The 23,181-nt window shown below is 74.9% G+C and carries 13 protein-coding genes and 1 pseudogene; all 14 read right to left on the reverse strand.

The features are described from left to right. Positions 1-382: ATP-binding cassette domain-containing protein (locus ACZ7LB_RS30345; protein WP_471472661.1), on the reverse strand; the 382-nt coding region annotated here is incomplete at its 3' end. 115 nt (positions 383-497) lie between these two features. Further along, positions 498-1,493: an ABC transporter permease gene (locus tag ACZ7LB_RS30350; protein WP_471472663.1), complete on the reverse strand. Its 996-nt coding sequence runs from the start codon at positions 1,491-1,493 to the stop codon at positions 498-500. A 94-nt stretch (positions 1,494-1,587) separates the two neighbouring features. Further along, positions 1,588-3,384, reverse strand: a complete 1,797-nt coding sequence (locus tag ACZ7LB_RS30355; RefSeq protein WP_471472665.1) for an ABC transporter substrate-binding protein — start codon at positions 3,382-3,384, stop codon at positions 1,588-1,590. A gap of 212 nt (positions 3,385-3,596) precedes the next feature. Next, positions 3,597-4,637, reverse strand: coding sequence for an ABC transporter permease (locus ACZ7LB_RS30360; RefSeq protein ID WP_471472667.1), 1,041 nt, complete (start codon positions 4,635-4,637; stop codon positions 3,597-3,599). A gap of 836 nt (positions 4,638-5,473) precedes the next feature. Next, the gene (typA, locus tag ACZ7LB_RS30365) at positions 5,474-7,381 is read right to left on the reverse strand and encodes a translational GTPase TypA (RefSeq protein WP_471472669.1); all 1,908 of its coding nucleotides are present in this window, start codon (positions 7,379-7,381) and stop codon (positions 5,474-5,476) included. Positions 7,382-7,552: 171 nt separating this feature from the next. Then, positions 7,553-9,913, reverse strand: a complete 2,361-nt coding sequence (locus ACZ7LB_RS30370; protein ID WP_471472671.1) for an ABC transporter family substrate-binding protein — start codon at positions 9,911-9,913, stop codon at positions 7,553-7,555. Between the two features lie 235 nt (positions 9,914-10,148). After that, the gene (locus ACZ7LB_RS30375; protein ID WP_471472739.1) at positions 10,149-11,363 is read right to left on the reverse strand and encodes a hypothetical protein; all 1,215 of its coding nucleotides are present in this window, start codon (positions 11,361-11,363) and stop codon (positions 10,149-10,151) included. A gap of 663 nt (positions 11,364-12,026) precedes the next feature. After that, a complete protein-coding gene (locus ACZ7LB_RS30380) occupies positions 12,027-14,717 on the reverse strand; it encodes a SpoIIE family protein phosphatase (protein ID WP_471472673.1) in 2,691 nt (896 codons plus the stop codon). 531 nt (positions 14,718-15,248) lie between these two features. Beyond that, positions 15,249-15,713 carry an ATP-binding protein gene (locus ACZ7LB_RS30385; protein WP_471472675.1) on the reverse strand — a complete coding sequence of 155 codons (465 nt, stop codon included), beginning with the start codon at positions 15,711-15,713 and terminating at the stop codon, positions 15,249-15,251. A 427-nt stretch (positions 15,714-16,140) separates the two neighbouring features. Continuing rightward, positions 16,141-16,542 carry an NUDIX hydrolase gene (locus tag ACZ7LB_RS30390; RefSeq protein WP_471472677.1) on the reverse strand — a complete coding sequence of 134 codons (402 nt, stop codon included), beginning with the start codon at positions 16,540-16,542 and terminating at the stop codon, positions 16,141-16,143. Between the two features lie 688 nt (positions 16,543-17,230). Continuing rightward, complete coding sequence (locus tag ACZ7LB_RS30395) at positions 17,231-17,422, reverse strand: SPOR domain-containing protein (protein WP_161227325.1); 192 nt, start codon at positions 17,420-17,422, stop codon at positions 17,231-17,233. Between the two features lie 364 nt (positions 17,423-17,786). Further along, the gene (locus tag ACZ7LB_RS30400) at positions 17,787-18,539 is read right to left on the reverse strand and encodes a GntR family transcriptional regulator (RefSeq protein WP_471472679.1); all 753 of its coding nucleotides are present in this window, start codon (positions 18,537-18,539) and stop codon (positions 17,787-17,789) included. Between the two features lie 147 nt (positions 18,540-18,686). Beyond that, positions 18,687-19,823 carry a DUF4190 domain-containing protein gene (locus tag ACZ7LB_RS30405; RefSeq protein WP_471472681.1) on the reverse strand — a complete coding sequence of 379 codons (1,137 nt, stop codon included), beginning with the start codon at positions 19,821-19,823 and terminating at the stop codon, positions 18,687-18,689. Positions 19,824-20,888: 1,065 nt separating this feature from the next. Then, positions 20,889-23,096, reverse strand: a pseudogene (locus ACZ7LB_RS30410) (DEAD/DEAH box helicase); the annotation flags it as partial. Positions 23,097-23,181: the final 85 nt, after the last annotated feature.

Below are 23,181 nucleotides of genomic sequence, written 5' to 3' on the forward strand. Positions count from 1 at the left end.
GGCGCGGGTTGAGGGAGGCGTAGGGGTCCTGGAAGATCATCTGGATCTCGGACCGGATCGGCGCCAGCGCCCGCCGCTTCGCGTGGGTGATGTCCCGGCCCCGGTACAGGATCCGCCCCCCGGTGGGCTCCATCAGCCGGGTGAGCAGCCGGCCCGTGGTCGACTTGCCGCAGCCCGACTCCCCGACCAGCCCGAAGCTCTCGCCGGTGCGCACGGTCAGGTCGATCCCGTCGACCGCCTGCACCCGGCCCACGGTGCGCCGGACCGGGAAGCCGCCCTTGACCGGGAAGTGCTTGGTCAGGCCCTCGGCCACCAGCAGCGGCTCCCCCGGGGCGCCGGGAGCGGACCCGCGCGGGGCGGGGAGGACGGGTTCTTCCTTCATGACTCCTCATTCCTGACGCCTCGTTCCGTGCGGCGCGTCCCCCGCGCCGGGCGGGGGGAGCCCTTCCTCCACGGGTGCCCGCGCGGGACCCGCCCCAGACCCCCGGTCGCCGCCGTCACCGCTCCCCGGCCCCCTGGGACAGCCGCACGCGCGGATCGATCCAGGCGTACACGACGTCCGTGACGATGTTCACGACGAGGATCACCAGCGCGCCGACGAGCATGACGCCCATGGTCAGCGGCAGGTCCTTGGTGGTCGCCCCGTCCACGGCGAGCCGCCCGATGCCCTGGAGGGAGAAGGTGAGCTCGGTGACGACGGCGCCGCCGAGCAGGCTGCTCAGATCGATGCCCAGGATGGTGACGACCGGGATCAGCGAGCCGCGCCAGGCGTGGCGGAGGAAGACATGGCGCCGCGCCAGGCCCTTGGCACGGGCGGTGCGCACATGGTCCTCCGCGAGCTGCTCGATCAGCGAGGAACGCGACATGCGGGTGTACTGGGCGGTGAAGATGGTCGCCATCACGACCATGGGGATGGAGAGCCCGGTCAGCCAGCCGACCGGGTCCTCGGTGAGAGGGACGTACTTCGGGTCCTCCATCAGGCCGGTGCCGTAGACGAGGACCGAGAGAGCGATCGGGCCGAGGAAGTAGATCTGGAAGGAACTGAGCACCATGGAGGCGCCGGTGGCGGCCCGGTCGACGGCCGAGCCCCGGCGGTAGGCGGCGAGCGTGCCGGTGCCCAGTCCGACGACGAGGAAGACGACGGTGGCGCCCGCGGTGAGCGACAGGGTGAGCGGGAAGCGGTCCTTGATGATGTCCCAGACCGGCTCGCCCGAGTAGAAGGACTCCCCCAGGCAGGGCGCCGGACACGGGCCGTCGGGGAAGTCGCGGCCGGTGACGATGCCGGACATGAAGTGCCAGAACTGCTGGACGACGGGCAGGTCGAGACCGAGGGCCTCGCGGATCTCCGCCAGCCGGGTGGGTGAGCAGTCCTTGCCGCAGGCCAGCGAGGCGTAGTCGGACGGGGCCGCGACGAACAGGAAGAAGGTCGCGGCACCGATCAGGAACAGGGTGACGGCGGCGCCGGCGACGCGCCGGAGGATGAACTGGAGCATGGCGGGCGGCTGCTCTCTCGGAAGGTGGTCGGAGGCGGTCGCGGGACCGGGGGCGCGCCCGGCCCGGCGCACGCCCCCGCACTCGGCCGCGGGGTCAGGACGACTTCAGGTACAGCCGCCTGACGTCGATGTAGCTGGCCACGACGCCGTAGCGGGCCCCGCCGATGTTCGACCCGAAGAGCTGGAACTGCTTGGCGTACCAGAGCGGTGCGGCGGGGTTGACCTTCTCCAGGATGTAGTGGTGCGCCTCCCGCCAGGTGGCCGCGGCCTCCGTCGGCTCCTGGGTGAGGGCCTTCCTGATGAGCGCCTGGACGTGCGGGTCGTTCAGGTGCGAGTAGTTCGAGTTGCCGTCGGCGACCTGCTCGCCGTCGTAGATGGGGGTCACGACGGTGCCGGGGGACGGCCAGTCCTGCGCCCAGCCGGTGATGTACATGTCGTACGGGTTGTCCAGCCGGCCGATCTGCTCGTAGAAGCTGGCGCCGTCGATCTCCTTGGCGACGACCTCGATCCCGGCCTTGCGCAGCGCGTCCTCGACGGCGACCTTGCGCTTCTGGCCCACCTCGGTGTTGCGGTAGGCGAGGACGAGCTTCTTCTCGGCGGCGGGGACGTCCTTCAGGAGCTCCCGGGCCCGGTCGAGGTTGCCCGCGGGCGCCTTGAGCCGTCCGTAGGGGTCGTAGCCGGGTTCGTAGCCGGGCAGGGTGGGGGCGAACAGGTTGGGCGCCACGTCGCCGCCGTAGGCGCCGCCCTCGCCCGCGATCAGCGACTTGGAGTTGACGGCGTGGGTGACGGCGTCGCGGACCTTCTTGTTCCCGACCCGGTCGAGGTTGAAGGTCAGCGTCATGACGAACGGCTGGTAGCCCTTGGCGGTGCGCCTGCGGACGGACGGGTCGCCGATGACGTCCTGGATCTGGGTGGCCTCCACCCCGTTGGTGAACTGGATGGCGTTCCTGGCCTCGCCCTGGTCGGCGATCAGGCGCTTGGTCTGGGTGGACTCGGTGATGCCGAAGTCGAAGTCGAAGCCGTCGGCGTACTGGTGGCGGATCGCGTCCGTGGCGGGGTCCCACTGGTCGTTGCGGACGAGCCGGAGGGACTTGCCGGGCTTGTACTCGGCGATCCGGTACGGGCCGGTGGCGACGGGGGCCTTGTCGTACTTCTCCTTGGTGTCGGTGCTCCGCGGCACCACGGAGTAGCCCGCCATGGCCAGGGTCTGCGGCAGGTCGGGGCGCGGGAGATCGAAGTGGAAGACGACGGTCCGGGCGTCCGGGGTCTCCAGGACGGAGTCCGGCAGGTGCTTGCCGTCGTAGCCGCCGCCGGGGAGCCGGGAGCGGTAGCCGACGCCGCTCAGCCAGTTCTGGAGGTAGGTCGGCCCGTCGAAGACGAACTTGGCGTACATCCGCTCGACGGTGTGCCGGACGTCGGCGGAGGTGATCGCCGCGCCGTTCTGGTCCCTCACCCCCTTCTTCAGGGTGTACGTCCAGGTCCGGCCGCCCTGCGAGGAGGTGCCGGCGTCGGTGGCGAGGTCGCCGACGACGGAGACGTTGCCCCGGTCGTCCTCCTGGAAGCCGGTGAGTCCGCGGAAGATCAGGTCGGAGAGCTGGCGGGCGTCGGAGACGTAGATCTGGCCGGGGTCGAGGTGGGAGAGACCCTGCTCCTGGTAGACCTTGATGGTGCCGCCGCTCCTGGCGCCGGGCACCTCCTCGGCGGGGCCGGCGGAGGCGGCGGCGTCCCCGTAGACGACGGCCCTGGACTGGACGGCCGCCTCCTTCTGGTCCTTCCTCGCGTCCTTGCCGGAACCGCCGCCCTTGTTCTCCGAGCAGCCGGTGAGGACGAGCGAACCGGCCGCCAGCGCGACCACGGCGGCCCGCGCGGTGCGGGAGTGGAGCGTCTTCATGGGGTGGGTGCACCTTCCTGTCGGGTGGGTTGGCCACTGAAGCTGCGCTGTGCACGGCCCGGCGTCCCGTAACGGGGTACGGCCCGGCGCGGGAGGAGGGCGGTACGCGAGGGCCCGGCCCCCCCGGGGCCCGGCGCGGACGGCGGGACGGGCTGCGGTTCCTCCGGCGGGGAGCGGCGGGCACCGGGCGCCCGCCCGCGCCACCGCCCTTGCTATCGGCCGGACTTGGGGTCGAGGGCGTCCCGCACGGAGTCCCCGAGGAGGTTGAAGCAGAGGACGAAGACGACCAGGGCCACACCCGGGAAGAACATGAACGCCGGGTCCTGCTCGGCGACCTTGGCCCCGGTGGCGAACATCCGGCCCCAGTCGGGGGTGGGTTCGACGAAGCCGACCCCCGCGAAGGAGAGGAACGCGATGCTGAGGATGGTGCTGGGCAGCAGGTAGGTGAACTGCACCAGGATCGGGGAGACGACGTTGGGCAGGATCTCCTTGCGGATGATCCGCCAGGGGGAGGCCCCGGCGACCCGGGCGGCCTCCACGAACTCCCGCTCCCGCAGCGACAGCACGGTCGAGCGCACCAGCCGGGCCATGCCCGTCCAGCCCAGCAGCCAGAGCACGATCAGGATGGCCAGCGCCCGGAAGTAGGTGGGCGTCTCGCTCCGGGGGTCCACGAAGAACGAGGTCACCACGGGCATGAAGGCGATGAAGAACAACTGCTGCGGGAAGGAGAGGAAGAAGTCGGTGACCCGGCCGAGGAGGTAGTCGGTGCGCCCGCCGAAGTAGCCGCCGACCAGGCCGACCAGGACCCCCGTCACCATCAGCAGGGTGGTCACGCCCAGCGCCATGTACAGCGAGGTGCGCATGCCGTAGAGCAGCATGGTGAACACGTCGCGGCCGAACTGCGGCTCGACGCCGAACCAGTGCTCCCCCGACACCCCGCCGAAGTACCCCAGCGGCAGCCCGAACTCGTCGAGCACCGGGTGGCCGGTGCTGTACTCGGGGTCCTGGCCGTAGAGCGTGTACGGGTTCTTGCCGTAGGCCCGGGCGATCAGCGGTGCCAGCGCCGCGACCGCGAAGTAGGCCAGCACGATCCAGGAGCAGGCGACGCCGACGCGGTCGCGCCGGAAGCGCAGCCACATCAGCCGGCCGGGCGAACGGCCCGGTAAGCCGCCGGGTCCGGCGGTCCGGCCGTCCGGCTCCGGCGCGCCGCCGGCCGGGGCCGCGCCGCCCTCGATGTCGGTGGGACTTGTCACGATCCGCCCATCTCGCAGATGCGGGTGTGCCGAACCGCCGGTCGCCGCGGGGTGCGCGGGACCGCGGAACGGACCGGGAAGACATGCCGGGGGCCGCCCGGGGAACGGGGTGTTCCCGCAGCCGGACGCGCGTAGCCGGGCCCTGACGCCGGCGGTCCGGGGCCGGGGCCCGCGCGCTCCCTCAGGACCGGGCGCCGTCCGGGGCGCCGTGGCGGGCGGTGGCCGACCGGGCCCGGGTCACCCGTCCGATGTGCGGGACACCACGCATGGCTCCTCCTCAGGACTCCACGTGCTCACCGACAGGGAGGGGCGGCGCCTTGCCCCCGGCGCCCCTGACGGACGGCCGGACGCCCCCTGGTGCTCGTGGGTCCGGCACTGTCCCCGCAGCGCGTGACCCGTCGACCCGAGCGGTACGCGGCTAACTATCTGCCATGAGCGGAAGGCCGACCACCCGTCTGAAAATCTCAATTGCGTCACGGATGGCGGAGAACCCTTCCCCAATCTGGACAAAGTGTTTGTGCCGCGAAGACGGCGGAATCGGGTCCGCTGCCCTGGTACGGGCGGGTGCCCGGCGCGCACCGGCCCCGGGACGGCGCACGCGGCGGCGCGGCCATCCGCCGGAAGGGGGCAGCGGGCGGACGTCGGCACGGCGGCGGCACAGCGGCCGGAACCGGGGGCGGGCGGACGGGCGCGGGCCCGAAGGCGGACGGGCGCGGGCCGGGACGGACGACGCCCGCGAGGGACGGCTCCGGGGCGCGGGCATGAAAAACCGGGCACCCCCACGCGGGGGGTACCCGGGCTCCACCGCGCGCCGCCGGTTCCGGCGGCGGGTGGGATCAGCCGTGCTTGGCGCGGCTCGCGGCGCGGGCGCGCTCGCGGCCGTCCAGCTTGACCTTGCGGATGCGAATGGCCTCCGGGGTCACCTCGACGCACTCGTCGTCGCGGCAGAACTCCAGCGACTGCTCCAGGGAGAGCTTGCGCGGCGGCACGATCGTCTCCGTCATGTCGGCCGAGGACGACCGCATGTTGGTGAGCTTCTTCTCCTTGGTGATGTTGACGTCCATGTCGTCGGCGCGGGAGTTCTCGCCGACGATCATGCCCTCGTACACCTCGGTGCCCGGGTCCGTGAAGAGGACGCCGCGCTCCTGGAGGTTGGTCATCGCGAACGCGGTGACGGCACCGGAGCGGTCGGCCACCAGCGAACCGTTGTTGCGGGTGCTGAGGTTGCCGAACCAGGGCTCGTGGCCCTCGTGGATGGAGTGGGCGATGCCGGTGCCGCGGGTCTGGGTCAGGAACTCGGTGCGGAAGCCGATCAGACCGCGGGAGGGCACCACGAACTCCATGCGCACCCAGCCGGAGCCGTGGTTCGACATGTTGTCCATCCGGCCCTTGCGCACGCCCATGAGCTGGGTGACCGCGCCCATGTGCTCCTCGGGCACGTCGACCGTCATGCGCTCGACCGGCTCGTGGACCTTGCCGTCGACCTCCTTGGTGACGACCTGGGGCTTGCCGACGGTCAGCTCGTAGCCCTCCCGGCGCATGGTCTCGACGAGGATGGCGAGCGCCAGTTCACCGCGGCCCTGCACCTCCCAGGCGTCGGGGCGGTCGGTGTCCAGGATGCGCAGCGACACGTTGCCGATCAGCTCGCGGTCCAGGCGGTCCTTGACCTGACGGGCGGTGACCTTGCGGTCCTTGACGGAGCCCTTGCCGTCCGCGCCCTTGCCGGAGACGCCGCGGCCGACCAGCGGGGAGGTGTTGGTGCCGATGGTCATGGAGATCGCCGGCTCGTCGACGGTGATCAGCGGCAGCGGGACCGGGTTCTCGACGTCGGCCAGGGTCTCGCCGATCATGATCTCCGGGATGCCGGCGACGGCGCAGATGTCACCGGGGGCCGCGCGCTCGGCGGGCTTGCGGGTGAGCGCCTCGGTCATCATCAGCTCGGAGATCCGCACGTTCTGCACGGACCCGTCGCGCTTCATCCAGGCGACGGTCTGGCCCTTCTTCAGCTCGCCCTGGTGGACGCGCAGCAGCGCGATACGGCCGAGGAAGTTGTCGGCGTCCAGGTTGGTGACGTGGGCCTGGAGCGGGGCGTCCTCGTCGTAGACCGGGGCCGGGATGTGCTGGAGCACGGTGTTGAAGAACGGCTCCAGACTGTCGGAGTCCGGCGGGACCTGGCCGTCCTGGGGCTTGGTGAGCGAGGCGATGCCGTCCCGGCCGCAGGCGTAGACGATGGGGAACTCGATCTGCTCCTCGTCCGCGTCCAGGTCGAGGAAGAGGTCGTAGGTCTCGTTGACGACCTCGTCGATGCGGGCGTCGGGGCGGTCCGTCTTGTTGATGCACAGGATGATCGGCAGCCGCCGCTGGAGCGCCTTGCGCAGCACGAAGCGGGTCTGCGGCAGCGGGCCCTCGGACGAGTCGACGAGGAGCACGACGCCGTCGACCATCGACAGACCACGCTCGACCTCGCCGCCGAAGTCGGCGTGGCCGGGGGTGTCGATGATGTTGATCGTGATCGGGTCCCCGCCGTCCTTCGGGTGGTACTTCACCGCGGTGTTCTTGGCGAGGATCGTGATGCCCTTCTCACGCTCCAGGTCGTTCGAGTCCATCATGCGGTCGTCGACGGTATCGAGCTGGTGCGCGGCGAAGGCGCCGGCCTGCTTCAGCATGCCGTCGACGATGGTGGTCTTGCCGTGGTCGACGTGGGCGACGATGGCGACGTTACGAATGTCGTGGCGCGTGGCCATATGAGGCGTACTCCCGGAGTGTGGTGTCGGCCCGCACGCACATCCCTGTGCCGGAGCCTGCCGGGCAGAACATGCCACGGCCTCACCCCATGGTACGGGGCATCGCCGGATGGGGTGTGCCGGGGCACATGCGCGCAGGTCGCGGGTGGTGCGGGTGCCCCGGCGGGGCCTTCAGGACGCCCCGGACCCGGTCCGTCCCGCCGCCGACGGGGCGGGGCCCCCGGCGCCCTTGGCCAGGTAGCCCATGTCCTCGTAGGCGGGGGTAAGGAAGCCGAAGGCGCCCGCGTTGGCGAGGTCCTTGCGGGCCGCGACGAGCTGGGGGCGCTGGTAGAGCGGGACGGACCCGGCCGCCGCCCAGATGCGCGCGTCGGCCTTGCGCAGCAGGGCGCCGCGCGCCTTGTCGTCCAGCGTGGTCAGCGCCTGGTCGAAGAGCTGGTCGACCTGGTCGGTGCCGACCCGGGTGTAGTTCTGCGCGACGTTCAGCGAGCCGTCGGCGGAGGGGACGGGCTTGGCGTAGATGGGGCGGGCGTCGGTGGCGGGGAAGGCGGTGGTGGGCCAGGAGTAGAGCGCGAGGTCGTACTGGCCCGCGGCGACGTGGTCCTTGAAGTAGCTCTCGTCCGGGACCTTGGTGATGTCGGTGCCGACGCCGATCTTCCGCAGCATCCCGGAGATGCGGTCCGCGACGGTGCGCAGCGCCTCGGAGCCGGGGCCGGAGGGGACGACGAAACGCAGGGTGAGCGCCTTGCCGTCCTTGGCCAGCGGGAGGTTCGCCGAACCGGCGGGGGCGGCGGTGCCGCGCGGGGCGTAGGCGCCGGGGGCGCCGCCCTGGGCGGAGTTCCGGGCGTGGTCGCCGTCGCTGTCGTCGGTGCCGCTCTTGCCGTCGTCCCCGGTGCCGCCGGTCCCGCCGTCGGCCCGCTCGCCCCCGGCGGCGGCCTCTCCCCCGGCCGCCGCGCGGTCGGGGCGGTCGCCGTCGCGGTCGCCGTCGCGGTCGTCGGTGCCGTCCTCGCCGACGATGTACGTGCCGTCGTCGGCGCCGTCGTCCGCGTCCTTCCCGCCGTCCTTGCCGTCCCGGGTCCCGCGGCCCTCGGACCCGGCCGCCTTCTCGCCCTTCTCCGCCCCCTCCTTGACGGGGCCGCCGGGGACCCATCCGGCGGCGGCGAGCAGGGCCCGCGCCTCCTTGACGTCCGGGCCGCCGAGCGCGCCGCTGCCGTCGGCGTACGCGGGCTGCCCGGCCAGCGCCAGATGGCTGCCGACCGGCTCGGCGGGCAGGCCCAGCGGCTTCAGCACCGCGCGGGCGAGCTGCCCCCGGTCCAGGGCGCGGGCGACGGCGCGGCGGACGCGTTCGTCGGCGAGCGGGCCGTCGGCGCCGTTGAGGGCGAGCTGGGTGTAGGCGGGCTCCAGCGACTTGCGGATCTCGAAGCCGCTCAGGGCGCGCCGCCGCTCCTCGTACGCCGCGAGGACCCGGCCGCGCTCCTCGCGGGCGAGCGCCTCCCGCTCGGCGGCCTCCTCGTCGGAGCCCTTGGCCACGGCCCAGGAGCGCAGGTCCTCCGCCGCCGTCCGGCGCTCCGGGCCCGCCAGCGGGGAGCCGCCCGGCCCGGCGGCGGGGGTGCCCCGCGGGCCCATCAGCGGGGTGTCCGGGGCGGGGCCCAAGGGCGCGGCGGCACGGGTGACCTGGTCGGCGGTGCCCGCGTCCACCTCGGCGAGGTCGACCTCCCCGGCGATCAGCGCGGCGACGCGGTCCTCGCGGGGCAGGGCGCGCAGCACGATGGAGCCGAGCTTGGCCGGGGCGCCCCACCAGCGGGGGTTGGTGGTGAGGACGACCTCGTCCCGTCCGGTGTCGACCTTCTTGAGCGCGAAGGGCCCGGCGGTGACCCTGAGGGTGCGCCGGGCCCCGTCGTTGAAGGAGTCCGGGGTGCCCATGACGTCCTTCGGGTACAGCGGGGTGAACAGCGACTTCCAGTCGGCGTAGGGGCGGCTGAAGGTGACCTTGACCTCCAGGTCCCCGGCGCCCCGCTCGATCTTCTCGATGCGGTCGTAACCGGCGTTGCGGGCGGTCCAGTAGGCGTTGTCCCTGCCGGACAGGGCGCGCCACTGGGCGGCGAAGTCGGCGGCGCCGATCTCCCGGCCGTCGCTCCAGACGGCCTGCTGGCTCAGCTTGTAGAGGACGACCTGCTGCGGCTCGGTGGCGACGACCCTGGCCGATTCCAGGTAGTCGGCGTCCCGCACCGGGCGGCCGGCCGCGTCCGTCCGGTACATCGCGGGCAGGACGGCCTGGGCGATGCGGCCGGTGGTGGCGTCGGCGTCGGACTGGAAGGTGTTCAGCGTCTCCGGCACGGAGTCCACGGCCCAGCGCAGGGTGCCGCCGTCGGCGATCCGGGCGCGGTCGGCGGAGGCGATGTCCTGCCGGGCGGCCGGTCGGGCAGCGGGGCTCCCGGAGTCGCAGCCGGCCAGCGCGGGCACCGCGAGCACGCCCGCGGTGAGGAGGACGACCGGGCGCGACACCGGTCGCGGTCCGACACCGACGTGGGACATCTGCGCTACCTCCGAGGGCCGCGGGCGTACTGATCACTGCCTGGTGACCGCCCCCGGGGTGGCCACGGGCGCGGAGGACGGCTCCGGCGTGATCACTACTGGCGGTACAAGAAGTTGATCATTTGTATCCGGACGGTTGTGCGGCCCACTGAAGAGGAAACGGTTCCGCCGGGCGGGGAGGCACGGCGGGGGCCCGGGGCAACCCCACCCGTGCGGCGGAACGGGGAACGCCCGGTCAGCGCAGCCAGCCGTCCCGGTACCCGGCCCAGTCGGCCTCGGTGGCGGCGAAGTCGATGTACAGGGCGACCCCGAAGAGGGCGCGGTCGGCGTCCGCGCGGGACAGCCCGAGCCGGATGCCGCGCACGGCGGCCGGGACCGTCTCGGCGTGGTTCCAGTGGCCGAACCGGTTCTCGTGGAAGAAGGGCAGGCCCATCAGCAGGTGGGTGCCGGGCGGGGTGGCCTCCAGCGCGAGCGCGGTCTGCTGGGCGAGGTGGCCGCGGTAGGTGGCCGCCAGCGGCTGCATGGTGTCGTACGACATCAGGGCGATCTGGTCGACGCGGCCGGCGACCCGGCCGAAGAAGCGCTGCGCCCACCACTTGGGGTGCCCGGTGACGGCGCCCCAGGGGGCGTGGAGGCCGGGGAGCGGGTCGATCTGGTGGGCGGCGACGGAGAGCAGGGCGTCCCGGGAGCGGGTGAGCGCGCGCAGGTCGTCCAGGAGCGCGAGGAAGTCCCGGTCGCCGGAGCGCACGGGCTCCAGGTCGAGGTGGACGCCGTCGTACCCGGCGCCGTCCAGCACCTCGCGGGCGGAGCGGACGATCCCGGCGCGGGTGGCGGCCCGCTCCAGCCGCATCCCGTCGGGGCCCTCGGTGGCGAGCACGTCCCCGAGAAACGCCTGGACGCGGACGCCGGGCAGCCGGCGGTGCACGGCCTCGGTCAGCCTGCGGGCCCTCGGATAGCGGTCCCGGGGCAGGGTGCCGTCGTGCTCCAGCGGTCCGGTGTGGACGTACAGGTCGCGGATGCCGGTGCCCTCCAGGCGCCGGGCGAGGGCGTCCAGGTCGGCGTCGTCCCGGCGCCCGTCGACCCAGGCGTGGCCGAGCCAGAGCGCGTCCCGGCCGCGGGTGAGGGTGCCGTCGGCGGGGGTGCCGGTGCCGTTCGCGTACAGGGCCGTCTCGACGGCCAGGAGGGGCAGCAGGACGACGAGCACCGCGCAGAGCGCGATCCGCCGCAGGAGGCGGAGCCGGGGGCGGCGCCGACGGGCGGGGGCGCTCCCGGCGGGGGTGTCCTCAGAGGTGCCGGGAGGGGGCGGCGCGTCGGCGTCCCCGGGGGTGTCCTCCGGGACGTCCCCGGCACCGGGCTCCGGCGTCCCACGGGCCGGGACGGCGGCGGCGGTGCCGGTGGCCCCGGGGACGGCGGCTTCCGCGGGCCCGTGGACCGGGGCGCGCGGAGGCACCCCCGTGCCGTCGGCGACGGCCCCGGCGGGGACCGCGGCTCCGGGGGCTCCGTCGGCCGGGGCGGGGGCGGCCGGTACGTCATCGGCGGCTGCGGAGGCGGGCACGTCCGCCGCCCGGGCGGCTGCCCCGGCGCTGGGCACCTCGGCCGCCCCGGCGGCGGGCTCCGGGGCGTCCGGTCCGGCGTCACCGGCTCCGGCGCGAGCCGGGGCTCCGGAGCGGGTCGCGCCGCCCCCGAGGGCGCCGTCGGCCGTGCCGGGAGCGGCGGGCACGGCGGGCGCGGCGGCAGCCCCGGCGGCGGGTGCCGGGACATCCGAGACCGTGTCACCGGCCCCGGTCCGGGCGGGCACCGACGAGAAGGCCGTGCCCCCGGAGGCGCCGTCGGCCGGGGCGGGAGCGGCGGGCTGGGTGGGGGGCTCGGTGGGAGGCTTCGGGGCGGCCGGCCCGGGGTCGTCGGCCGGGGCTCCGGCGGGGGCCGTGTGCTCCGGGGTGCGGTCGGGGGCGGCGCCCGGGAGGACCGGGGAGTCCGGGAGGCGGCCGTCGGCGGCACCCTCCTCGTCCGTGTCCGGTCCGGTGCGCTCCGCCATGACCCGTCCTCCCCGTCCTCGGTCCCGTGGTACGGGTGAGGACGGGGCGGCGGAGTGTTCCGGTTGCGCCGGGGGGGGTCAGAAGAGGCTCATCAGGGCCTCCGCCGGGTCCGCCAGACGGGTGTCGGCGCCGGGGAGCGGGAGTTCGAACCACACGGTCTTGCCGCGCGGCGTACGGCGCGAGCCCCAGGCCGCGCTGAGCAGTCCGACGAGTTGCAGGCCCCGGCCGCCCTCGTCGGTGTCCCGGGCCCGGCGGCGGCGCGGCTGGACCAGCCCGGCGTCCCAGACCTCGCAGACCAGGGTGCGGTCGAGCAGCAGGCGGAGCCTGATCTCGCCCTCGCCGTAGCGCAGGGCGTTGGTGACCAGCTCACTGACCAGCAACTCGGTGGTGTCGACCAGGGGTTCAAGGCCCCAGGCCAACAGCTTCTCCCGGGCGTACTCGCGGGCCCGGCCCACGCTGCGCGGCTCGCGCGGCAGGGTCCGGTCGCCGACGGACTCGCTGGGCAGCCCCTGCACCCGGGCCATCAGCAGGGCGATGTCGTCCTCGCCGTGATGGGTGTTGAGGGTGTCGAGGACGTGGTCGCAGACGTCCTCCAGGGGCCGCGACGGATCGGTGAGCGCCCCCACGAACGCCTGGAGACCCTCGTCGAGGGGGTGGTCCCGGCTCTCGACCAGGCCGTCGGTGTAGAGGGCGAGCAGGGAGCCCTCGGGCAGCTCGACCTCCACCTCCTCGAAGGGCTCGCCGCCGACGCCCAGCGGCATGCCCGGCGGAACGTCCAGCATCAGCGCGGGTTCGCCGGGCTCGACCAGGACGGGCGGGAGATGGCCGGCGTTGGCGAAGGTGCAGCGGCGGGTGACCGAGTCGTAGACGGCGTAGACGCAGGTGGCCAGGTACACCTCGGACAGGTCGGCCTCCCGGGGGCGGCGCGCGGACCGCGTGGCCTGCTGGACGCCCGGCGCGGAGCCGAAGGCCGGGGCGGGGCCGCCGGGGGCGCCGAGGCCCCGGGCGATCTCGTCCAGGTGGGAGAGGACCTCGGCCGGTTCCAGGTCGAGCTGGGCCAGGGTCCTGACGGCGGTGCGCAGTTCCCCCATGGCGACGGCGGCGCGCAGTCCGCGGCCCATCACGTCGCCGACGACGAGGGCGGTGCGGTGGCCGGGGAGTTCGATGACGTCGAACCAGTCGCCGCCGACCTCGCTGGGCCGTCCGGTGGCCGCGTTGCCGGGCAGGTAGCGGCAGGCGATGTCCAGGCCGGACGCCTCCGGGTCGCCGGGCGGGAGCAGGGAGCGCTGGAGGATCAGCGCCCGTTCGTGCTCGCGGCGGTAGAGCCGGGCGTTGTCGATGCAGACCGCCGCGCGGGCGGCGAGTTCCACGGCGAGGTCGCGGTCCCGGTCGCCGAACGGCTCGCTGCCCTTGGTCCGGGCGAACTGGGCGAGTCCGACGACGGTGTCGTGGGCGACCATCGGCACGGCGAGGCTGGACTGCACCAGTCCGCCGTCCTCGGCGGGCACGGAGCGCGGCCGGGCGGTGCGCAGGGCGTCCGCGCAGGGCGAGTTGAACGGGTAGTGGTGGACCGCGCCGAGCTTGACCCGCTGGCCGGTGCCGAGGAACGGGGCGTCGGACACGGCGCTGGAGAAGGCGACGCGGCGCAGTTCGGCGCTGCCGTCCGCGAGGCCGGGCGGGGTCTCGTCGCCCACCAGGAGCCCCTGGTAGAGGTCGACGGTGGCCAGGTCGCAGAAGCCGGGGACGACCACGTCGAGGAGCTCGCGGGCGGTGGTCTCCAGGTCGAGGGAGTTGCCGATGCGGGCACCCGCCTCGTTGAGCAGGGCGAGGTTGCGGCGGGCGGCGGCGGCCTCGCGGGCCGCGGCGCGGCGGGCGGTGATGTCGGTGGCGAGCCAGGCGATGCCGATGGGCCGTCCCGAACCGCTGTGCACGCGGTAGAGGTTGACGGACCAGTGGCGCCGCAGGTCGGTGCCGGGCAGGTGCCCGGTGACGTGCATGTCGGTGACGGACTCGCCGCTCTCCAGCACCCGGCGCAGGGTGGCGCAGACGCGGTCGGCCTCGGTGCGCGGCAGGTAGTCGTACACCCCCCTGCCCCGGTGGTCGTCCGGGGTTCCGCCGAAGACGGAGGCGAACTGCTGGTTGACCTGGCGGACCCGGAGGTCGGGGTCGATCAGCAGGAAGCCGAACGGAGATTGGCCGAAAACGGCCTGCGAGGCGGCGAGATCGGTCTCGATGCTGCGCAGTCCGCGGACGTCGACGACGATGCAGACGGCGGCCCTCTCACCACTCTCGGTGAGCGTGGGCATCACATAGACCTCGGCGAGCCCCCGCTGTCCGCGCTCGGCGCGCCCCTCCCGGAACGCCCGCCGGTCCCGCGGCCCCCCGGCCCCGGCGGGCTCGCGGTGGCCGCGCGGTCCGGGCCGGGCCGGTTCCCCGTCGGCTGGCGGCGCGCGGAACGGGACGACACCGGTCCACTCCCGCCCGTCCAGGATCTCGGCCATCTTGCGCCGGCCCCGGCCGCGCAGATCCGGGTCGATGAAGGTCTCGATGGGGTCCAGGCCGATGGCGTGCTCGGCCGGGATGCCGAGGAGCTGTTCGGCGCGCAGGCTCCACTGGTCGACGAGTCCGTCGGGGCCGATCGAGAAGGAGGCGACCTTGACGTAGTCGTAGATGGAGCCGGGCGGGCTGCTCCGCCACACGGCGTCACCGGGCGGCGCGGCGCCCGACGGGCCCTCGGAGCCCGTGGCCCTCGCTGGTATCTCGCTCACGCGAACCGTCCCCTCCAGCTCACCGCGTCCGGCACCGGTCACCGAGGGCGGCTGCCCGCAGTATCCAGTACTACGGGGCCGCGCAACACGGTGTTCACGATCACAGCACGGTCCCGATGATTTCCGGTCCGGACCGCGACAGCACTTCCAGTCTTCTAACCAACGGAAGCGCCGTCGAATCACACGGCGCCACAACTGCCATTGGCCTGAACCATTCCACGTACCCCTCGGGGCCGCCGGACCGGGTACCCCCGGGCGGCGGGCGGACCCGTAAGGCGCCCGGCGGCGACCCGGAACGGCCCCGGGGCGGGACGGGAAGGAGCGGGCCGGGAGCGGGCGGCGCGGGGCACCGGGCTCCCGGGAGCGGGGCGGGCACGGACCCGGGGACCGGGGACCGCGGGGCCGGGGACGGCGGGGCCGGGCCGCGGAGGACCGGAGGGCGCACGGATCCGGGGCGGGCGGCTCGGAGCCGGGCGGCCACGGAGCGGGCGGACAGGGAGCGGGTGGTTCGGGGCCCGGCGGACGGGACGGTCATCGCGGCGCCGCGAGTTCGAACCAGACCGTCTTGCCCGCGTCGCCCGGTGTGGCCCCCCAGCGGCGGGAGACGGTGGCCACCAGCAGCAGCCCCCGGCCCCCCTCGTCCTCGGGGCGGGCGACGCGTTCACGGGGCAGCTCGGGCAGCGGGTCGGAGACCTCGACGAGCAGCACCCCGGACGGGCCCGAGGGACGCACCAGGCGCACCCCGATGGGACCGGTGGCGTGCCGCAGGGAGTTGGTGACCAGCTCACTGACGAGCAGGACGGTCAGATCCCCCACGGGCGCCAGACCCCAGTCGCGCAACTGGCGGCGGACGAACGCGCGGGCGGTCCGCACCGCGTCCGGCGCCGCGGGAAAGACCCACTCCGCGCAGCCGTCCCCTATGCCGGTCACACGCCTCACCTCCCCGGCCGACGAACCCCCCACCCTTGTCCGATTTTGTGGGGTTAATGGCCCCATACCCCATATTCGGGCGGGATACCGCTCGGCGGCCCGTCATCCTCATCTCGGCGCGCGCCGGGTGGAGTCGGATGCCGGGCGGGCGGTGCGGAGGATGGACGCCGGGCGGGTGCGGGCCCCGCGCCCGGCGGTGCCGCCGGGACCGGGGCGCCGGGCCGGGGACGGAGGGGCCGCGCGGCGGACCGGGGTGGCGCGGGCGCCGTGCCGGTCCAGGCCCCCTCGCGGCCCTCCCGGCCCCGCTCCTGTCACGGCCTCAGATCCGGTTCCGGGAGTCCGGATCGGCCCAAGCGCGGCCCCGGGGGCCCGGGGCGGCTCCCGGCCCGGACCCGGCCGAGGCCCCGGCATCGGCCCCCGCCTTGGCCCTTGCCCTTGCCCTTGCCCTTGCCCTTGCCCTTGCCCTTGCTCCGACCACGGCTCCGGCGCCGCGTCAGGTCAACTCCCCGTCGGCCCTGAGGTCGTCGAAGAGGAGCTGGTCGACGGGCGGGACCAGGGGGCGGTCCGCGTAGGAGAACCAGGCGGTCTCCTCGATCTCGCTGCTGGCCGTCAGGGTGCCCTCGTACTCGGCGGTGTAGCAGCTCATGCGCACGACCGTGCCGGGCGGCAGTCCGGGCGCCCCCGCCTCGTAGGTGCCGACGTGCACGGCGGTGGACGGATCGAGGCGCACGGTCAGCTCCTCCTCGATCTCGCGCAGCAGGGTCTGGAGGTCGCTCTCGTCGCCCTCCCGCTTGCCGCCGGGGATGTAGAAGACGTCCTTGCCCCGCGGCCGGGCGCACAGGATGCGGCCGTTCTCGGTCCGCACCCACGCCACCGTGTCGATCAGGCCCGACATCACTCCGCCTCCGCCCTCCGGAACCCTGGTCAGGCGCGACCCTAGTGCCCCGGCGGACGGCGTCCGCACGCGCCCGGTGGAGGAGCGCCCCGTCGGGCCGGGACCACTCGCACCGCGCGCCGGCTCCGGAAGCACCGCTCCCCGCACCGGACCCGGGACCCTCCGCACCCCCGCGCCCCGGCACCCCCGCCACCGGCGCCCCGTCAGCAGGCAGGGGAGTCACCCCGGGGCATCCGGACGGACCGGGGTCCGTACGAGCCCGGAACCGATGAGCCGGGGTCCGGGAAGTCGGCCGAAACGGGAGCCGTCACGGCCCGGCGGAACCAGTCGGCCGGTACCCCGGGCGGACCGACGGGCCCCGCGGAGCCCGGGAAAGCGGCGCTCCGGACGGACCGGCGGGCACGATGGCCCCGGCGAGCCGGAGCGGCCCGTCCGGGCCGACGATCCGCCGGACCGGCACACCTCCGGACCGGGTGGCCCGGCGCCCCGGAACTCCGGCGATCCATCGCCCCGGAGCCCTGGGCGTCCAGAAGCCCCTGGCGTCCCGGAGCCCTTGGCGCCCGGAGCCCTTGGCACCCGGAATCCCGGTGGCCCGCGCCCCGGAACCCCCGTGCCCCGCACCCGGCGGGTCCGCCGGAACCGGACCGGGCCGGCCCCCGGACATCCGGAGACCCCGGGCCCGGGCCCGTCAGCCCGCGGCGCCCGGCTCCGGCTGGCCGAGCCGTTCGACCAGGTAGTCCTGCCGCTGACCGCGGTCCGCCAGGCTGTCGGCGATCTTCTGGGCCTCGGCTCTGGTCGCGTACCGGCCCACCCGGTAGCGATTGCCGTTGTCGTCCTGGCGGAGGACCAGCCAGGGAAGAGTGATCGTGCCGTCGTTCATCGCGCCCCTCCACGTCCCGTCCGCGGCGCGTGTCGCGTTCCGTCTGCTAAGGAAACCGCAATCCGCATATGCCTGAGCCTACGCCCAACCTTTACGCAGCGAATACGGCTTTTCACAAAGAGGTACGCAACCAGCCAGAACACCGGGGGGCGCGCAATCGTCAACGCGCCCTCCCCGCGCACCGGTGCGCCGGGTTCGGGACCCCGCGACCGCGGCGGACGCCACCTGCGGCGACGACCGGCCCCTCCGCTCCGCGCGGGGCAGTGCGAGCGGCCCGGCCGCCGGGGCGGGCACGGGCGAGCGCGTGGGGGGCGCACGGGCCGAGTGCGCCATCTCACACGCCGGAGCCGGAGGGGCCCCGGGGTCAGCGGACGGGCAGGTGGTACGCCACCCGGTACCGGTCGGCCGGGACGACCACGTCGGCCGTCTCGACGGGCCGCCCCGAGGCGTAGAAGGTGCGCTGGACGACCAGGACCACATGGCCGGGCACCCCGCCCAGCACGTGCAGCTCCTCCGCGAGGCCGGGACGGGCGCCGACCTCCTCCGTGACGTTGTCCACGACGACCTCGATGGCGGCCATCCGCTCGACCACGCCCATGCCGCCGAGCGGCCCCTCCTCGGGCAGCATCACCGGTGTCCGCCCGGTGAGGTCCAGCGGCTCCCAGGAGGTGGAGAGCATCATCGCCTCGCCCGCCTCCCGGAAGACGTACCGGGTGCACATCACCCGGTCCCCCGGCTTGACCCCGAGCCGCTCGGCCACGGTGACGCCCGCCTCGGCCTGCTCGCTGCGCGACTCCCAGGTGCCCCGGCCGCCCGACTCGGCCTGCTCCTGCCGGAACGGGGTGGACCCGCCCACCGGCCGGTACCCGGAGCGCGAGACGCGACGGGGAACCGGGCGCTCGCGCACATAGGTGCCGGAGCCGGAGCGGCCCTCGACGAGCCCCTCGGCCATCAGCACCTTGCGCGCCTCCAGGGCGACGGTGTCCGAGACCCCGTACTCCTCGCGGATCCTCGCCTGGGAGGGCAGCCGGGTGTGCGGCGGCAGCGCGCCATCGACGATCTTCTTGCGAAGATCCCCCGCGACCCGCAGATACGCCGGCTGCTCACCGAAAGTCACTCGCCGCTCCCATCAGGTTGTACGGACAGCTACAGCGTCGCAACCCAGGGTTGTGCGAGGCAAGCAAAGGCCAGAGAATCACTCGAAGTGATTACCCAGGAGGGACGGTGGCTTTACGCAGGCACTTTCTCCCCGCTCAGGCCGCCGTCACACCTCCATGCCGGAGCCGTCCCCGGCGTCCTCGCCGTCCTCCCCGGTGTCCGGCGGGGTCGTGGCGAGCCCCAGGGCCTCGCGGGCCGTCACCGTGTCCTCGGGATCGATGAGCTGCCAGCCGTTGTCCTCGTGCCCGTAGAACGTGTCGGCGTCCTCGGCCGAGGCGGCCCGGCCCCACTCCTTCCGCGCCTTCTCCAGGTCCGCGACGAGCGCGGCCACCGGTCCGTCGGCCCCGGCGGGCCAGTCGTGCCCGCCCAGCATCTCCGACTGCTCGGCGAGGGCGTCCGCCATCCGGTCCGCCCAGGCCCGCTGGGCGGCCGGGTCCTCGTCGAAGTCGTCGGCCTCGGGCATCTCGTCCAGGGCCGCGTACTGCACGGCCTCCGCCCGCAGGTAGGCCACCTGGTGCTCGTCGAGCACGCTCTCGTCGGCGCGCAGCGAGCCGGTCAGGGGCTCCTCGTCCGTCCGCGCGAACCCGCAGGTGACCTCCCGGTCGCCCAGGCGCCAGCTCTGCGGGCTCGGCGTCAGGTAATACAGGTCCACCTCGTCGGGCAGGGCCCAGGAGTCCATCGCGTACGTCTCGGCGATCCGGTAGCAGCGGTCGTCCGCGACCTCGGCGATCCCGTCGTCCCCGGGGTAGGTCCGGCCGGGTATCCGGAAGGAGCCGACCACCTCGGCGTCGTGCGGCTCTTCGCAGGGCACCTCGTCGACCTCGTCGATCTCGCCCTCCACGGACCCGCCCGGGGAGTTGTAGCAGTCGCCCTTGCTCAGGGTGAAGGGGGTGCCGGCCCGGTCGTCCGCCGCCTCGCGGAAGCCCTCCCAGAAGGCGGCGGCGGCGCCGGTGGCCAGCGCGATCGCCCACAGCCCGATGCCGATGCCGGACAGCACCGCCCCGGCCACGGCCAGCCCCCTGCCCCGCTCGCCCCGCCGCCGGATCTGACGGAACGCGATGATCCCGAGGACCAGTCCGACCGCCGGCAGGAAGCAGAGGATGCCGAGGACCAGCGCGGCGATGGCCACGCCGTTGACCGGGGCCTCCGGGGGCGGCGGTGGCCCGTAGGGGTGGCCCCAGGGTGCGGCGGGGGAACCCTGCGGGTACGGCCCGTGGGGTCCGGGGGGCGGCGGCGTGGACACGGGCAGGTGTGCTCCTGGTTCGGGCGGGGTGCGGGACGGTGCGGAACGGCTCCGGGCGCACCGGTGTTCGAGCGGTGACTGGGCGCATCGTAAGCGCGGGGCGGGCCGGGCGGGTACGGGACCCCGCGGACGGCGCGGGTACGGGGCCCCGCCGGGCGGTGGTCCGGCGGGCCGGGGGCGGCGTGGCGGGGCGGGGCGAATGGCCGGCGGCTGAGCGGCGTGGTGGCCCGGAGGGCCTGGGCGGGGCGGGACCGGAACGGTACGTCGCCGCGGGCGCGCACGCGCCCCGGTCCGGGCGCGGACGGCACCCGTCCCGCATCCCTGCCGCTGCCCACCGACCCGCTGTCCTCCACGCCCGGTTGCCGGGACACAGCCTCCCCGGCGGCACGGGCGCCCGCCCTCCGGCCACGCGGCGGGCACGGCGAGCCCGGGCGCCGCGGAGGCGTCCTGGCATCTCCCCTGCCGGAACAGGGGTGTTGGGACATCGGAGACTCAGGCTTCCGTCCGAACGCCTCCCGTCCCGGGCGCCCCCGATCCGACCACCTCTCCCGCATCGCACGCCCGCGCACCGGGCACTCCCGTCCCGGCCACGGGCTCCGGACCGGACGCCCCCGGGCCCGGGACCCTCTCCGGACCGGAAGCCCCGGGGCCAGGAACCGGCTCCGGACCGGACACCACCGGACCAAGTGCTCCACCCGCAGCGGGTGTTTCCGGCCCGGCCACGGCCTCCGGACCGGAGTCCGCCGACTCAAGTGCCGTACCCGCAGCGGGCGCCTCCGTCCCGGCCACGGGCTGCGTTCCGGTGCCGCACGGACCGGGTCCTTCCGGGCCGGGCTCCGAGCCCCGCCCGGACGCTCCCGTCCCGGCCGCCGCCTCCGCGGCGCGCGTCGCGGGGTCGGACGCCCCCGGACCGGACGCTCCCTCCTCGGGCACCCCCGGTTCCACCGCCGCCGGACCGGGCGCCGCCGGTGGGGGCGGGACGGGGCCGCCGTCGGCACCCGGTTCCGCCGGCTCCCCCGGCGCCACGGGGTGCGCCGGTGCCTCCGGCGGTGGCGCGGACGCGGGGCCGGCGGGGGTGGGGGCCACGCCCAGCCGTGCCTGCTCCTCCTCCACGATGCGCCGGGCCAGTTCGCTGTCCGCCACGTCCACCGCGTCCGGGGTCGCCTCGGCGACCGAGCTGCGGCGCGCGTAGGTGTCGAACAGGAGGGTCTTGCGCTCCAGCACCCGCACCAGCCGCTCGTCCACTCCCCCGGTGGCGAGCAGCCGGTGCACCCGCACCGGTCTGACCTGGCCCATGCGGTGCGCGCGGGCCACCGCCTGGTGTTCGAGGGTCGGCTTGACCTGGGGCTCGCACAGGACGACGACGGAGGCGGCCTGCATGTTGAGGCCGACGCCAGCCGCCTGGATCTGCGCCAGGAGCACCGCGGGGCCCCGGACCGCGGTGAAGTCGTCGACGAGGGACTGCCGCCGCCCGGCCGGAAGGCTCCCGGACAGGGGCCCGAACAGCGGCGGAGCGCCGGAGGGTTCGGCCGCGAGCGCCCCGCCCACCGTGTCGAGCACGTCCCGGAAGTAGGAGAAGACCACCGTCTTGCGCCCGTTCTCCCCGGCCTCCCGGACGATCTCGCGCAGCCGCTCCAGCTTGGCCGACCGCTCGGGGCGGGCGTAGGCGGCCCGGCGCATCGCCATGAAGTTCCCCTCGCGCACCGCCTCGCGGTAGGCCGCGCCGTCCGACGTGCTCAGCTCCTCCCACTCGTCGGTGTGCTGGAGGCTCGGCAGTTCGGTCAGGACGTCCTTCTGGTTGCGCCGCAGATAGACGGGGGCGACGGCCCGGCGGAAGGCGGCCGAGTCGACCAGGGTGCTCCGCTCGGCGAGGGAGTCCGCGATCCCGGGATCGAGCATGGCGACCAGGTTGCGGAACTCGGCGACCCGGTTCTCCATCGGTGTGCCCGTCATGAAGAGGGCGCGCTCGCTGTGCCGGGTCCAGTTCGCGACCGCCCGCGACCGCTGGGCCCCGGGGTTCTTCACGGCGTGCGCCTCGTCGACCACGAGCAGGTCGGTCCCCTCCGCGTCGTCCTCCGGGGCCGGGAAGCCGCGCAGCGCCTCGTAGGTGGTGACGGCGACGCCGCCGCGGGTCCGCCAGTCCGCGAAGGCTCTCCACCGCTCGGGGCCGTGCAGCACGGAGACGGGCAGGAAGCTGCGGGTCTCGATCTCGCGGGTCCAGTTGACGAGCACGCTCGCCGGGCAGACCACCATGAAGCGGCCCTTCCCCTCGGCGGCCAGGTGGGCGAGGACCGCGATGGCCTGGACGGTCTTGCCGAGGCCCATCTCGTCGCCGAGGATCACCTTGCGCTGGGCCAGCGCGAACCGGGCGCCGAACGCCTGGTAGCCGCGGAGCGAGACCCTGCGGTGGATGTCGTCCAGGCGCTGGCCGCGCACCCGTTCGGCGACCTCCTCGGGCAGGAAGCCCTCCGCGGCGGCGGCGTCGGGCAGCAGCCCGGAGACCTCCGCGAGCAGTCCGTGGTACTCGGCGGAGCGGAGCTCGAAGCCGGTCCAGGCGGCGAGTTCGTCCGCGGGGCGCAGCAGGTCCACCGAGGTCTGGGCGAGAAGCGGGGGCAGCCCGGCCCCCTCCGCCTCCTCCAGGAGCGCGCGGAGCCCGGTGACCGCGGCCGTCGCGCGGGCCCGTCCCTCCTTGCCCGCGACCAGCATGCGCAGCCGCCCGGCGGCCGGTCCGGCGTCGGCCAGCGGGGGGCCGAGGCGCGCCGTGAGGGCCTCGGCCGCCGTCACCGCCCGCCGGGCCTCGGGACCCGCCTCGACCAGGACGTGCAGGGCGGCGACGAGGGCCGTGGTGCGGGGGGTCGGCCGGTCCACGTCGATGGGGACGGCGACCGCGTCGACCACGGCGTCGGAGAGCCGCCGGGCGGCGGCGAGGATCTGGTCGGCGGTCTGCCGTCCGATGCCGGGGATCTGCCGCAGCCTGTGGGGCCCGGCCGCGAGCACGGCGCCGACGGTGTCCAGGCCGCTCTGTTCGACGGGCCCGACCCGCAGCCGGCCCTCGGTCACGTCCTGGAGCCGCTCCACGGGGAGGGTGCGCAACTCCCGCTCCACCGCCGCGTCCCGGATCGGCGCCCAGGCGTCGCGCACGGCGCCGACGGCCCTGCCGTGGTCCTCCGTCAGGCCCCGCGCGGCGTCCGCGAGCCGCGCCGCCCGTGCGAGCACCTCCCGTTCCGCACGCCCCACACCCCGCCCCTTTCCCCGGCCCCGGCATCCTCCCATCCCCCGCCGACAGCGCCGCGGGGCCGGTGCGGGCGGACGCGGGCGCGCGTGGCACCTGAGCGGGCGGGCGCAGGGGCGGGGGCGG

This window comes from Streptomyces sp. NPDC107521 (assembly GCF_055598485.1).

Bases quoted from the DNA above. Each gene is read 5' to 3' on its own strand.
- ACZ7LB_RS30350 (WP_471472663.1), bottom strand. From the start codon at position 1,493: ATGCTCCAGTTCATCCTCCGGCGCGTCGCCGGCGCCGCCGTCACCCTG.
- ACZ7LB_RS30355 (WP_471472665.1), bottom strand. From the start codon at position 3,384: ATGAAGACGCTCCACTCCCGCACCGCGCGGGCCGCCGTGGTCGCGCTG.
- typA (WP_471472669.1), bottom strand. From the start codon at position 7,381: ATGGCCACGCGCCACGACATTCGTAACGTCGCCATCGTCGCCCACGTC.
- ACZ7LB_RS30370 (WP_471472671.1), bottom strand. From the start codon at position 9,913: ATGTCCCACGTCGGTGTCGGACCGCGACCGGTGTCGCGCCCGGTCGTC.
- ACZ7LB_RS30385 (WP_471472675.1), bottom strand. From the start codon at position 15,713: ATGGGGCCATTAACCCCACAAAATCGGACAAGGGTGGGGGGTTCGTCG.
- ACZ7LB_RS30390 (WP_471472677.1), bottom strand. From the start codon at position 16,542: ATGTCGGGCCTGATCGACACGGTGGCGTGGGTGCGGACCGAGAACGGC.
- ACZ7LB_RS30395 (WP_161227325.1), bottom strand. From the start codon at position 17,422: ATGAACGACGGCACGATCACTCTTCCCTGGCTGGTCCTCCGCCAGGAC.